Here is a 13,168-nt window from a genome sequence, read left to right as displayed (position 1 = left end):
GCTGGCCAGCCAGCTTCTACCAGAGTCGTCGGTCAGAGCAGCGAGAAGTTGTAGCTGACGATCAGGCGGGTTTCGTCCATGTCGCGGGCGATCTTCTGGTAGTTGCTGCGGTAGGTGGCGTTGCGCAGGCGCAGGCTCACGTCCTTGAAGGCGCCGCTCTGCACCACGTACTTGAGCTCGCTGTCGCGCTCCCATTCGCGGCCTTCGCGCAGGCTGCCCGGGACCTTGATGTGGTCGCCGCTGACGTAGCGGGTCAGGAAGCTCAAGCCATTGAGGCCAATGGCCTTGAAGTCATAGTCATAGCGCAGTTGCCAGGAACGCTCCTGGATCGCAGCGAAGTCGTTGACCTGCACGTAGTTCACCAGGTACGGGTTGCTGCCATCCAGGTAAGGCATGGAGTTGTCGCCGTACATGCGCTGCCAGCCGGCACTGAACACGTGCCCGGCCACGCTGTAGCCGAGCATGGTGCTCAGGGCGCGGTTGTCGATGCCGCCGGCGCGCTCGGCGCCGGTGTCGGCACTCTTGAGCAGGCGCAGGTCGCCTTTGAGCACGCCGGGCCCCAGGGGCTGGTTGGCCAGCAGGCCGACAAAATGCTGACGGTAGATGTCTTCCAGCTCGGCGTAGTGGTACTGGCCGGTCAGGCGATCGTTGAACTTGTAGTCCACCCCATAGGTGTCGAAGTGATCCGCCGTGGTGTTGCAGGCGTAGCGCTTGTTCTTGCAGTGCACGCGGATGTCCTGGGCATCGCTGGAGTCCCGCGCGGTGTAGCGGTTCAAGCGGGCCGCGGTCAGGGTCAGGTCCTTGACCTCCCGGGAAGTCAGCACCGCGCCGTTGAACATGGTGGGCAGCAGGCGCCCGTCGTTGTACTTGAGCAGTGGCAGGTCCGGCAACTGGGCGCCGTACTTGAATACCGTCTGCGAGACCCGGACCTTGGCGGTCAACCCCAGCTTGGCGTACTGGTCCGCCGAGCCCCGCGGGTCGTGACCGCTGGAGGGCAGCAGGCCGCTGTTGCTGCGGTCGGGGCTGGAGTCGAGCTTGATCCCCAGCATGCCCAGGGCGTCCAGGCCGAAACCCACGGTGCCCTCGGTGTAGCCCGATTGCAGGTTGAGAATAAAGCCCTGGGCCGATTCTTCACGCTTGGATGCGCCCTGGTCGGTGCTGGTGTGGCCGTCGCGAAAGTCCCGGTTGAAGTAGATCGTGCGCGATTCCAGCTTGGCGCTGCTGTCTTCGAAAAAACCCGCCGCATTGGCCAGGGGGGCAAAACCCGCGCACAGCACGGCAGCGCCGAGGCCCAGCAATGGGCACGGATTGAGTAAGGGGAAAGGGGGACGCATGAACAGGCTCCAGCAGCAAATCAGTGACGCGAGGTAAAGAAAAAGACCCAGGTGAAATTCATCCAGCGAATCTGTGATCGCCAGCTGAATTGATTGAATCAATGAAGACCGGCAATGATGGCAGATAGCCCCTACCCTCCCAACCCGACTTTAGTCTGACGCCCGCCTGGTCATAACCGGCGCTACCCGTCCCGCCTTGCCAGCCATATCTTTGAAAAAACCGATCAATTTCAACAGTTTTCAAGCTGCAGAAAAGCGTCAAAAAAACTGTCCGACTGCTCAGCTTCGCCTTCGGAACCCAGGATGCCGTAGCAGGTAATATCAAAAAGGCATTAGCTTTTCGTCTCGCCACACTACCGTTCGTCGGTTTTTTCAGTCATTTATTAACAAAAACCAACTATTTGACGCTTTCCATGATGACCATCATGAAGACGCTTAACTAATTGTTTTTAAACATTATTTTATTCATCGAAAAATAAACAAAACACAGCTGTCATTTATGTAACACAGCAAAACGTCAATTAAACGTCTCGACGTTATGGTAGTGTCAAAAAAAGAGCGTGATAGCGGCAATGTGCCATACGCCTTTTCAGAAGGTGAGAACCACCCTCACCCCAACACTCATCATGGACGAGGTCGTTCCCTTGGAAGTCAGCGTTTTTGGTACTGGCTATGTTGGCCTGGTGCAAGCAGTTGCCCTGGCCGATGTCGGGCATAACGTGGTCTGTGTCGATATCGACAGCCACAAGATCGCCCAGCTGCAACGTTCTATTCCGCCGATTCACGAGCCGGGCCTGGCGACCCTGATCGAAGAGAATCAAAAGGCCGGCCGATTGCACTTCACCACCCAGGCCAGCGATGCAGTGGGCCACGGCAAGGTGATTTTCATCGCGGTCGGCACTCCCTCCAACGAAGACGGCTCCGCCGACCTCGACCATGTCCTGGCCGTGGCGCGCAACATTGCCTGCCTGATGTTCAGCGACAAGACCCTGGTGATCAAATCCACGGTGCCGGTGGGCACCGCCGATCTGGTGATCGAGACCGTCGCCGAACAACTGGCAGACCTGGGCAAATCCGAACTGCGGGTGCACGTGGTCTCCAACCCGGAGTTCCTCAAGGAAGGCTCGGCCGTGGCCGACTGCATGCGCCCGGACCGGATCATCGTCGGTTGCGCCGACGACCTGCCCCGCCAGCAGTTGAGCGAGCTATACGCGCCCTTCAACCACAACCATGACCGCCTGATGTTCATGGACAACCGCAGCGCCGAGCTGGTCAAGTACGCGGCCAACGCGATGCTCGCCACCCGCATCAGCTTCATGAACGAGATGGCCAACCTGGCGGAACGCCTGGGGGTGGACATCAATGCCGTGCGCAAGGGCATCGGTGCCGACCCGCGCATCGGCTACCACTTCATCTACCCCGGCGCCGGCTTCGGCGGCTCGTGCTTCCCCAAGGACCTGCGGGCGCTGATCCACACCGCAGAAAGCCACGGGCTGGAACCGCACATGCTCAAGACCGTGCGCGACGTCAATGAGCAGCAGCGCCATGTGCTGTTTCGCAAGCTCAAGGCGCACCTGGGGGACAACCTGCAGGGCAAGGTCATCGCGCTCTGGGGCCTGGCCTTCAAGCCCAACACCGACGACATGCGCGAAGCCACCAGCCGCTACCTGATGCAGGCACTGTGGGAGGTCGGGGCCAAGGTCCAGGCCTACGACCCGGAAGCCATGACCGAATGCCGGCGCCTGTACGGCTACCGCGATGACCTGCAACTGTGCGCCACCCGTGACGACACCCTGCAAGGCGCCGACGCGCTGGTGATCTGCACCGAATGGAAGGCCTTTCGCGTGGTGGACTTCACGCTGCTGCGCGAGACCCTCAGGGATCGCCTGGTGGTCGACGGCCGCAACCTCTACAACCCGCAACAGGCAGCGGATGCCGGCCTGCATTACCTGAGCATCGGCCTGCCCTACCGTGTACCGGAGGCATTGCGCGCATGAATATCCTGATCACCGGGGCCGCCGGATTCATCGGCGCCCATACCGCACTGCGTTTGCTCAAGGATGGGCACCAGGTCACCGGGCTGGATAATTTCAACGACTACTACGACCCCCAGCTAAAGCGCGACCGGGTGCGCTGGGTGGAACGCCAGGTAGGGCACTTTCCCCTGCTGCGCCTGGACCTGGCCGACAGCGAGGGCCTGGAACGGCTGTTCGCCGAAGTACGGCCCCAGGTGGTGATCAACCTCGCCGCCCAGGCCGGGGTGCGCTATTCCCTGGAAAACCCCAAGGCCTACCTGGACAGCAACCTCAGCGGTTTCCTCAACCTGCTGGAGATGTGCCGGCGCTACCCGGTGCAACACCTGATCTACGCCTCGTCCAGTTCGGTGTACGGGGCCAACCAGCAGACCCCGTACAAGGTCAGTGACAACGTCGACCACCCGCTGTCGCTGTATGCGGCCAGCAAGAAAGCCAACGAGCTGATGGCCCACAGCTACAGCCACCTGTTCGGCGTGCCCGCCACCGGCCTGCGCTTCTTCACGGTGTACGGCCCCTGGGGCCGGCCGGACATGTCGCCGATCCTGTTCGCCGACGCCATCAGCCAGGGCCGGCCGCTGAAACTGTTCAACTACGGCATGCACCAGCGCGACTTCACCTACATCGACGACATCGTCGAATCCCTGGTGCGCCTGCTGGGCAAGCCGCCAGTGCGCGATCCGCTGTGGGACCGGGAACAGCCGGACCCGTCCACCAGCATGGCGCCCTGGCGCCTGTTCAACATCGGCGGCCAGCGCCCGGTGGAGCTCAAGGACTACGTGGCGACCCTGGAAAAACTCCTCGGCCACAAGGCCCAGGTGGAATACCTGCCGCTGCAGCCCGGCGATGTGCTCAACACCTGCGCGGATGTCAGCGCCCTGGAAAACCTCACCGGTTTCGGCCCCCAGTTGCCCCTGGAGGAAGGCCTGCGCGAGTTCGTCCAGTGGTACCTGAGCTACTACCCGGGCGCGGCGTCCTGAGCCGCGACAGCCGAACGTTTTTACCCAACCCCTGCAATGGAAGTATTCCCGGTGGATATGGATAGACCTCTCTCATCGCCCGCAACCGAGGTGCCCGCCCCGCTGCACATCGACCGGCGCAACGACCCGTTCCGGCGCAAGGTCCAGGCCGCCATCGACCTGCAACAGCACGGCTGGATCACCGGCCGCGACGGCGGGCGGCCCTGGACCCTGTCGCGCAGCAAGCGCCTGACCTCGGCGCTTTTGGCCGCGGTGCTGCTGGTGCTGCTGTCGCCGGTGCTGCTGGTCGTGGCCTTGCTGATCAAGCTCACCAGCCCCGGCCCGGTGTTCTTCGTGCAGTTGCGCACCGGTTTTCGCGGCCGGCGCTTCGGCATGTACAAGTTCCGCACCATGGTGGTCAACGCCGAGGCCCTGAAGGATTCGGTGCGCCACCTGAACAAGCACGGCGCCGACTCGGTGGATTTCAAGATCGACCGCGACCCGCGGATCACTGGAATCGGCGGTTTCCTGCGCCGTACCAGCCTCGACGAGCTGCCCAATCTGATCAACGTGGTGCTCGGCCAGATGCGCATCGTCGGCCCGCGCCCCACCTCGTTCCATGCCCAGACCTACAAGGAACACCACCTCGGCCGCCTGAGCATCTACCCGGGGATCACCGGCCTGTGGCAGGTATCCGGGCGCAGCGACGTGGATTTCGACGGCCGCGTGACCCTCGACATGACCTACATCTTCCAGCAGAGCCCCTGGCTCGACCTGAAGATCCTGATCAAAACCCCTTTCAAGGTCCTCAATGGCCACGGAGCAAGTTGAAATGGCGGCAGCAACCTTTGCCAGTCTGAAGATCCAGAGCCCCAGCGAAAGCAACCTGGCGGTGACCGTACTCGACCAGGAACTGCGGGTCATCCTGCTGACCGCGGCCAACCGCAACAGCGGCGTCACCAGCAGCAGCCTGAGCATGGCCAACGAACTGGCGCGCACCAGCCGCGGCCGGGTGCTGGTGGTGGACACCAGCCTCTCGGACAGCAGCCTGACCCGGCGCCTGGCTCTGGATGAGCGGCCCGGCTTCCTCGACCTGGCACTGGCCGAAACCCCGCCGCCCCTGGCCTCGTGCATCGAGAGCAGCGACGCGGTGAATTTCGACTTCCTGCCCCTGGGCCGCCGCCAGCAGTACAGCGAGCGCCTGACCCCGGAACTGCTGCGCGAACTGCTGCAGGCCCTGGCCGAGGAATACCGCTTCGTGATCATCGACGGCGACCCGGTCTACAGCAGCGGCGACATCCTCACCCTGGCCACCCAGGTCGACGGCGTGGTGCTGGTGGTGCGCAGCGAGGAAACCCGCTGGGAAGTGGCCCAGGCCGCCGCCCAGCGCCTGATCCAGGCCGAGGCCAAGTTGATCGGCAGCGTGTTCAACGCCCGCAAGTACTACATGCCCAAGTGGGTTTATGACCGTCTCTGACCGGCACAAGGACCGTGTAACCATGAACAAGCCAAGACTTTCCCTGCTGAGCCTGTCACTGCTGCTGGCCCTGGGCGGCTGCGTCAATCGCGAGCCGCAGCAGATGCCGGTGCAGATCCTCAGCGCCCCGGCCGACCAGGCCCAGCTCACCGAGGTGGTGCCCATCGAGCAGGTGCTGCGGCCCCAGGACGTGCTGGACGTGATCTTCCATATCGGCACCACCAGCCAGCAGCGCTACCTCGTGCAGCCTGGCGACCAGGTGGATGTGACCTTCCTCACCGCTCCGGAACTGGGCGGCAGCAAACTGGTGCTGCCCGACGGCAGCATCGACATGCCCTACGTGGGCAACATCCAGGTCGCCGGGCTCTCCGCCGAACAGGCGCGCCAGGTCCTGGAAACCCAATACGCCAAGGTGCTGAAGAAGCCGCAGATCAACTTTTCGATCTCCCACGCCATGGCCCAGCTGGACAACCTGCGCACCAGCCTGACCAACCCGGCCACCGGGCTTAGCCGCGAGATCGTCGTGGGCTCCGACGGCCGCGCCAGTTTCCCGCTGCTGGGCAGCCTGTCGTTGCAGGGCAAGAGCCTCAGCGAGCTGCAGACCCTGGTCAACCAGCGCTATGCCAAGGAGGTGGGTTCGGTGAGCGTCGATGTGCTGCTCAAGACCACCGCCTCCAACGAGGTGTTCGTCATGGGCGAAGTCGGCCAGCCCGGAGCTTACCCGATCCGCCGGCCGATCTCGGTGCTTGAGGCCCTGACCCTGGCCAAGGGGGCCGGCCCCACTGCACGCCTGGATTCGGTGGTGATCATGCGGCGCAAGGGCAACCAGGTCGAAGCCCGGGTCTACGACGCCGACGCGGCGCTGGACGGCAAGGCCCTGCAATTCGCCTACCTGCAGCCCGACGACATGCTCTATGTGCCCAAGACCCGCCTGGCCAAGGCCGGCGCCCTGAGCAAGCAGCTGGCGGACGTGATCATGTTCCAGGGTGTCGGGTTCAGCTTCGGCTACCGCGTCGACAACAAAGAAACGAACAACAACTGAGTTACCTCTTGATGACCAAGATCGAAAACTACCTGCACGAGTTCCTGCTCGTGTTCTTTGTCAATCGGCGCCTGATCAAACGGGTGTTCCTGGGTTTCGCGGTGATCGCCCTGCTGCTGCCCCTGGTGCTCAAGCAGAGCTTCGAGATCACTGCCGAAGTCATCGTGCAGTCCAAGAAACTCTCGCAGACCGACGCCAACACCGTGCTCGCCCCGGACTCCGACAAGTTCATCCCGCCGTCGCTGGCGGACATGGAGACCGAGAGCAACATCCTGCGTTCACCCACGCTGATCCGCGACACCATCGACCAGTTGCGCCGCGAGGGCCAGTTCGGCGGCAGCGAGGGCCTGTTGACCCGGCTGATCGTCAAGCCGATCCGCAATGGCCTGATCGACCCCCTGCGCAACCATGTGATCAACCCGGTGCGCGGTTTCTTCGGCCTGGCCGTGGACCCGGTGCGCGATACCAGCCTGGATGCCTTCACCGACCAGGCGGTCAAGGACCTGAAGATCGGCACCCTGCCCGGCTCCAACGTGATCTCCATCGTCTACGCCAGCCCCAATGCCGCCGAAGGCACGCGCTTTGTCGAGCGCCTGCTGGCCAACTACCTGAAGAACCGCCAGGACCTGCAATCCAACGAACTGCCCGAAGCCTTCTACGAACAGAAGAAGGCCCAGTACCAGTCGCGCCTGGATGACCTGGAAGGCAAGCGCCAGGCCCTGCTGGAAGCGGCCCACGCCTCCGACCCCAAGGAAGAGATCACCTTCCGCCTGAACGCCATCAACACCGAAGAGCAATCGCTCAACGGCTACCGCGACCAGGCCCTGGAGAACCAGCGCCGCCTGGATTACCTGCAGAAGAACCTGGCTGCCGCGCGCAAGGCCGGCCTCACCGACTACACCTTCCCCTTCGCCTTCGCCAACACCGTGGACAACGTTGCCTACGAAGACCGCGAGATCAAGCAACTGGGCGAACAGCTGACCAACCTGGTGAGCCAGTACGGCACCACCGCCGACACCTACCGCGCCGACAGCGTGCCCATGCAGCAGCAGCGCGAGCAGATCGTGCGGGCCCGGGCGCAGTTCCTCAAGGTGGTGGAAAACCGCGTGCGCGAGCGCAGCAGCGACTTGCAGATCACCCAGTCGGTGATCGCCCAGAAGACCGCGCGGATCAACGACTACAAGGCGCGGGTGCGCGACCTGCAAGAGGTCCTGAGCAAACTGCGCCAGCTGGACACTGAAATCGATGCCTTGCACAAAGCCTTCTTCACCTACACCCAGCGCTACGAAGAGAGCCGTGGCGAGCGCCTGATCAGTGGCGAGCTGTCCAACGCGCGGGTCCTGAGCCAGCCTTACGAACCCAGCGAAGCGGCGTTCCCCAAGCCGATGCTGATCATTCCCCTGGGCCTGCTCACCGGCCTGCTGCTGGCCATTGCCCTGGGCTATGTCTACGAGTTCTTCGACCATCGCTTCAAGCACCCGGCCCAGGTCAGTGATCACCTCGGCCTGCCGGTGCTGATGGTGCTCAACGCGGTCGAGCAGCCCCAGGTCAACCCGTACCCGCGCTGGACCTGGCGCTGGGCCTGGCATTGGGCCAAACAGTGAGCGACCTGAGCATGGCCGCGCAGCCTATCGTGCACCTGATCCACAGCGGCGGTTTCTACGGTGCCGAGCGCATGCTGCTGGATCATTGCCTGGGCACCCCGGGGCAGCATCGGGTGGTGTTCATCAATGCCCCCGATGCGCTGCTGCAGCGTTTCGCCGAGGCCGGCGTGGCGAGCCACAACTGCCACTGCCTGCAGGAACTGCTGGCGCACCTGCGGCAACAGCCGGGGCTGCTCAACGCGCACAACTTCAAGGCCCAGGTGTTTGCCTGGGTCTGCGCCCGGCGCCTGCGCCTGCCCCTGGTCATGACCCAGCACGGCTTCACCCCGCGCAGCCTGAAACAGAAGTTCTACACCTGGCTCAGCCTGCGCCTGTGCCGTAGCCGCCGGGTGCGCCGGGTCGCCTGCGTGGCCCAGAGCATTGCCCTGCTGCACCTGGAGGCGGGGGTCGCCGAGGGCAAGCTGCGGGTGATCCCCAACGGCCTGCCGGAGCCGGCCCTGGAACTGCCGGCGAGCCTGGACGGGCCGCCGCTGCGCGAGCCCGAAGTACGCCGCGACGAAATGGAACCCTTGGTGGGTTTCGTCGGGCGCCTGAGCGCGGAAAAAGGCCCGGACCTGTTTCTCGATGCGCTGATCGGCCTGTGCCAGCAGCGCCCTGCGCTCAAGGCCGTGCTGTTGGGCGATGGTGAGCAGAACCAGGCCCTGCGCGAGCGCATCAACGAAGCCGGGCTGGCCACGCGCATCCTGCTGCCGGGCTATCAGAACGACATGCAGCCCTGGCTCAAGCGCCTGAATGTGCTGGTACTGAGTTCACGCACCGAAGGCACACCGATGATCCTGCTCGAAGCCATGCAGGCCGGCACCCCGGTGGTGGCCTTTGCCGTGGGCGGGATTCCCGATGTGCTGCAGCACCGGCACAACGGCCTGCTGGCCAAGCCCCTGGACAGTGCCGGGCTGGGGCGCTGCATCGGCCAGTTGCTGGACGACCCGGTACTGGCCGGGGAGCTGGCCAAGGCCGCCCAGGTCACCCAGCGCAAGCACTATCACTTGCCCACCCTGGCTCGCCGCTGGGATGAGCTGTACCGCGTCGCCAGAGAGAGCTCCCGAGTATGATCGCCGCTCCGTTCCTGGGTTTGCTGCTGGGCCTGGCCGCACTGTTGCTGCTGGCCAGCCCCTGGCCGTTTCTTGCGCCGCTGGTGGTGGTCGGGCTGTTCGGCCTGGCGCTGCTGTACCGGCGCCCGGGCTGGGGCCTGCTGGGGATCTGCGCCCTGGTGCCGTTCGAAGGCCTGTTCAAGGACAGCGCGTTCTCCGGGGCCAAGCTGCTGGGCGCCTCGCTGATCCTGATCATGCTGTTCAAGCTGTTGCTGCGGCAGATCCCCGACACCCGCCTGCGCAGCAACCTGTGGCGGGCCCTGGGGCCATTTCTGCTGTGCCTGCTGCTGAGCATGCTGTACAGCGAGAACCTGCTGGTGTCGCTGGACAGCCTGCGGGAGCTGGCAGTGGGCCTGGTGCTGTTCTTCGTCACCCTGCTGATTGCCCGGGAAGTCAACCTGCTGATGCTCTGCCGCCTGCTGGCGGTGAGCGTGGCCATCACCTGTGTGATCGCCCTGGTATCGGCCAAGTACCAGGTGGGCGGCCGGGCCATCGGCCTGTTGCAGGATGCCAACTACTTCGCCCTGCTGATCGCCATGGCGGTGCCGCCGGCGATCTTCCTCGCCCTGCGTTCGCCCCATTGGCCGGTGCGGCTGTTCTGGGTCGGCATCAGCCTGACCCTGATGGCCGGGATGACCAAGACCGACTCGCGCTCGGGCCTGCTGGTGGTGCTGTTCACCATTGCCATCGGCGTCTGGCACTACCGCGAGCGGCTCAAGGGCCTGCGGCCCAAGCACCTGGGCTTCGCCATGTTCGCCGTTGCCATCGTCATTCCCCTGGGCATTGCCGTGCTGCCGGCGGAGTACGTGGCGCGGATCCAGTCCCTGAGCATGCTCAAGTCCGGCGCGCACTCGGCGGACACCTCCCTGGGCCGGCGCACCTCCTACCTGGTGGTGGGCGGCCAGATGATCCGCCAGAACCCGCTGCTGGGCTCGGGCCTGGGGACCTTCCCGATCCACTACGCGCAGACCGGCTTTGCCAGCAGCTTCTCGGAAAACATGAACGAGCCGGACCTGTTCCGCCGGGCCCACAACACCTACCTGGAGCTGTTCAGCGAGCTGGGCATTCCCGGCGGCCTGAGCTTCGTGGCGCTGATGCTGATGGGCCTGCGCAACTTCGAACGGGCGCGCCAGGGCTTTCTTGCCCGGGGCCAGCGCGAACAGGCCGATATCGCCACCCACCTGGGCCTGAGCCTGTTGGCCATGGCGGTGTTCCTGCTGTTTCTCAGCGCGCCGAACCACAAGTACCTGTGGATCTTCCTGGCCCTGTCCAGCGTCCTGCGCCTGCAGGCCGAAGACGCTCCCGTGCCGCGCCCGGCCCCGGCCTGACAACGCCGCGTGTAGCCACTGCCCCAGGCTGCGACAAGGCCCGAAGGGCCTTCTGGCCCCCAGGAGCAGCACCGACAGAACAGCAACACCGCGCCCTCACCCGGCGCCCACGACAACAACGCAATCTGGCCAAGGGAGGCAAAGATGCAAAGGATCAGCGTGATCGTGCCCATGTACAACGAGGCGCGTCACATCACCCGCACCCTGGACAGCGTGCTGCGCGCCGCCCGGGCGGCGACCCTGGACTGCGAACTGATAGTGGTGGACAACGGCTCCACCGATCAGGGGCCGCAACGGGCCCGGGAGCTGGGCGCGCGGGTGCTGCTGTGCCCGGGCATCGGCATCGGCGCCCTACGTAACCGCGGTGCGGCGGTGGCCACCGGCGATAGCCTGGCGTTCCTCGACGCCGACATCGAAGTGCCCGGCAATTGGCTGCAGCTCTGGCAGCAGGCCCAGGCCGAGCAGCGTGCCGAGGTCTTCGCCCTGGACTGCGCGGCACCCGCCAGCGCCCCCTGGTTCGCCCGGGCCTGGCAGCGCCGCAGCCTGGCCGGCGACCCGCAACCCCGGCTACTGCCGTGGATGCCCACCCCCAACCTGTGCCTGCAGCGGGCCTGGTTCGAACGGGTCGGCGGCTTCAACGAGCAGTTGCGCACCGGCGAGGACAAGGATTTCGGCCTGCGCCTGCACGCTGCCGGCGCCCGCCAGTTGAGCCTGCCCCAGCCCCAGGTGCTGCATTGGGGCTACGAGGCCAGCTGGGCCGAATGGGCCGGCAAGGAACGCTGGCGCCAGGGCAGCCACGTGCAATTGCTCAAGGGCAGCGGCTTCAGCCTGCGCCTGTTGCGCTTTCCCCTGTTGTGCCTGGCCTGCGCCCTGCTCAGCCTCGTGGCGTTGCTGTGCCTGCTCGCGGGCCTGCCCGGCGCCGCGGGCCTGTGCCTGCTGCTGGGGGCGCTGGCGCCCCTGGCCCTGGCCGTGCGCCAGGGCCTGCGCCAACGCGACCCGCTGTTCGTCCTGCAACTCTGGCTGCTGCACTGGGTGCGCCTGCACCTGGGCGCCCTGGCCCTGGTGCAGGCCCTGTTCAACCGTTCTGCCGAGAGACCTGACCGTGGCTAAAACACTTTTCTGGCTGTGCCTGCTACTGCCTTTCTATGCCTGGGTCGGCTACCCCCTGCTGCTGGCCCTGCTCAGCCTGTTCGTCAGGCCGCGGCCGGTGCAGGAAGGCGCGCCGCTGTCGGTCAGCGTGATCATCGCCGCGCACAACGAAGGCCCGCACATCGAGCACAAGCTGCGCACCCTGTTGCAGCAGGACTACCCGGCCACCGACTTGCAGATCATCCTCGCCAGCGACGGTTCCAGCGACGACACCGTGGCCACGGCCCTGGGCGTGCGCGACTCACGGATCGTGGTCCTGGACCTGCCCCGGGTGGGCAAGGCCGGGGCGCTGAACGCCGCGGTGGAACTGGCGCGCAACGACATCCTGGTGTTCACCGACGCCGACAACCAGTGGTCCCACGACACCCTGGGCAAGCTGCTGGCGCCCTTGGCCGACCCGCAGGTGGGGGCCTGTGGCGGGCACATGATCATCCCCGACCCCGGGCACAACCTGAGCCTGGGAGACAGCCTGTACCGGCACTACGAGGCCTGGTTGCGCCAGGCGGAAAACCGCACCGGCTGCATGGTCTCCGCCGACGGCGCGCTGCTGGCCCTGCGCCGCGAACTGTTCCAGCGGGTTCCGGCCGAGGTCAACGATGACTTCTTCATCAGCACCTGCGCCCCGGTGGCCGGCAAGCGGATCGTCTATGTCGAGGAGGCCCAGGTGCTGGACCAGGGCGTGGACGAAGCCGGCAAGCAGTACCGGCGGCGCCTGCGGGTCACCGTCGGCGGCCTGCAGAGCCTGGCCCAGCGCCGCGAGCTGATGAACCCACTGCGCCACGGCGCCTACGCCATCGCCCTGATCAGCCACAAGCTGATCCGCCGCCTGGCCCCGGTGCTGTTGCTGCCACTGCTGGTCAGCAGCCTGCTGCTGTGGAATGCCGGCGCCTTCTACAGCCTGGCCCTGCTGGCCCAGGTGCTGGGTTACGGCGCCGGGATCATGGGCCTGCTGGACCGCCGCGGGCGCCTGCCCAAGGTGTTTCGCCTGGCCGGTTTCGTGCTGGTGACAATGGCCGGCATGAGCATGGGCCTCTGGCAATTTCTCCGCGGGCAGCGCTATGCCCTGTGGAACCCACAACAGAACCGCTGAC

General features: G+C 65.2%; 11 protein-coding genes. 10 read left to right on the top strand and 1 reads right to left on the bottom strand.

The annotated features are described in order from the left end of the window. Window positions 1–32 precede the first annotated feature (32 nt). Window positions 33–1,334 carry an OprD family porin gene (locus BM382_RS03120; protein ID WP_015635666.1) on the bottom strand — a complete coding sequence of 434 codons (1,302 nt, stop codon included), beginning with the start codon at window positions 1,332–1,334 and terminating at the stop codon, window positions 33–35. Between the two features lie 644 nt (window positions 1,335–1,978). Here BM382_RS03120 and BM382_RS03115 point away from each other — a divergent pair. From BM382_RS03115 to BM382_RS03070, 10 genes are all read left to right on the top strand, one after another. Then, window positions 1,979–3,331 (top strand): UDP-glucose dehydrogenase family protein, encoded by a 1,353-nt coding sequence (locus BM382_RS03115; protein WP_026020068.1) that lies wholly within the window; start codon window positions 1,979–1,981, stop codon window positions 3,329–3,331. Continuing rightward, window positions 3,328–4,347 carry an NAD-dependent epimerase gene (locus tag BM382_RS03110; RefSeq protein WP_072441790.1) on the top strand — a complete coding sequence of 340 codons (1,020 nt, stop codon included), beginning with the start codon at window positions 3,328–3,330 and terminating at the stop codon, window positions 4,345–4,347. Before BM382_RS03115 ends, BM382_RS03110 begins: the two co-directional genes overlap by 4 nt. 57 nt (window positions 4,348–4,404) lie before the next feature. Continuing rightward, entirely contained in the window at window positions 4,405–5,157 is a 753-nt protein-coding gene (locus BM382_RS03105; protein WP_019093969.1) for a sugar transferase, read from the top strand. A gap of 1 nt (window position 5,158) precedes the next feature. After that, window positions 5,159–5,803: a CpsD/CapB family tyrosine-protein kinase gene (locus BM382_RS03100; RefSeq protein WP_011061368.1), complete on the top strand. Its 645-nt coding sequence runs from the start codon at window positions 5,159–5,161 to the stop codon at window positions 5,801–5,803. A 22-nt stretch (window positions 5,804–5,825) separates the two neighbouring features. Next, on the top strand, window positions 5,826–6,845 hold the full coding sequence (locus BM382_RS03095; RefSeq protein WP_011061369.1) for a polysaccharide biosynthesis/export family protein: 1,020 nt from the start codon (window positions 5,826–5,828) through the stop codon (window positions 6,843–6,845). 11 nt (window positions 6,846–6,856) lie between these two features. Continuing rightward, window positions 6,857–8,449, top strand: a complete 1,593-nt coding sequence (locus tag BM382_RS03090; protein WP_041118261.1) for a GumC family protein — start codon at window positions 6,857–6,859, stop codon at window positions 8,447–8,449. 11 nt (window positions 8,450–8,460) lie between these two features. Continuing rightward, window positions 8,461–9,561 carry a glycosyltransferase family 4 protein gene (locus BM382_RS03085; protein WP_050783812.1) on the top strand — a complete coding sequence of 367 codons (1,101 nt, stop codon included), beginning with the start codon at window positions 8,461–8,463 and terminating at the stop codon, window positions 9,559–9,561. Further along, window positions 9,558–10,928, top strand: a complete 1,371-nt coding sequence (locus BM382_RS03080) for an O-antigen ligase family protein (RefSeq protein WP_065364095.1) — start codon at window positions 9,558–9,560, stop codon at window positions 10,926–10,928. The genes BM382_RS03085 and BM382_RS03080 overlap by 4 nt, the downstream gene beginning before the upstream one ends. A 144-nt stretch (window positions 10,929–11,072) precedes the next feature. Then, window positions 11,073–12,038 (top strand): glycosyltransferase family 2 protein, encoded by a 966-nt coding sequence (locus BM382_RS03075; RefSeq protein ID WP_072441788.1) that lies wholly within the window; start codon window positions 11,073–11,075, stop codon window positions 12,036–12,038. Then, complete coding sequence (locus tag BM382_RS03070) at window positions 12,031–13,167, top strand: glycosyltransferase (RefSeq protein WP_019093966.1); 1,137 nt, start codon at window positions 12,031–12,033, stop codon at window positions 13,165–13,167. Before BM382_RS03075 ends, BM382_RS03070 begins: the two co-directional genes overlap by 8 nt. Window position 13,168: the final 1 nt, after the last annotated feature.

Origin of the sequence: Pseudomonas sp. NFPP25 (genome assembly GCF_900116505.1) — a bacterium.
Taxonomy (GTDB): Bacteria; Pseudomonadota; Gammaproteobacteria; order Pseudomonadales; family Pseudomonadaceae; genus Aquipseudomonas; species Aquipseudomonas protegens.
The sequence above is the reverse complement of the archived record's forward strand: the minus strand, read 5'-3'. Positions and strand labels throughout refer to the sequence as shown.

Coding starts and splice junctions, on each gene's coding strand:
- BM382_RS03120 (WP_015635666.1), bottom strand. CDS start 1,334: ATGCGTCCCCCTTTCCCCTTACTCAATCCGTGCCCATTGCTGGGCCTC.
- BM382_RS03110 (WP_072441790.1), top strand. CDS start 3,328: ATGAATATCCTGATCACCGGGGCCGCCGGATTCATCGGCGCCCATACC.
- BM382_RS03105 (WP_019093969.1), top strand. CDS start 4,405: ATGGATAGACCTCTCTCATCGCCCGCAACCGAGGTGCCCGCCCCGCTG.
- BM382_RS03100 (WP_011061368.1), top strand. CDS start 5,159: ATGGCGGCAGCAACCTTTGCCAGTCTGAAGATCCAGAGCCCCAGCGAA.
- BM382_RS03095 (WP_011061369.1), top strand. CDS start 5,826: ATGAACAAGCCAAGACTTTCCCTGCTGAGCCTGTCACTGCTGCTGGCC.
- BM382_RS03090 (WP_041118261.1), top strand. CDS start 6,857: ATGACCAAGATCGAAAACTACCTGCACGAGTTCCTGCTCGTGTTCTTT.
- BM382_RS03085 (WP_050783812.1), top strand. CDS start 8,461: ATGGCCGCGCAGCCTATCGTGCACCTGATCCACAGCGGCGGTTTCTAC.
- BM382_RS03080 (WP_065364095.1), top strand. CDS start 9,558: ATGATCGCCGCTCCGTTCCTGGGTTTGCTGCTGGGCCTGGCCGCACTG.
- BM382_RS03075 (WP_072441788.1), top strand. CDS start 11,073: ATGCAAAGGATCAGCGTGATCGTGCCCATGTACAACGAGGCGCGTCAC.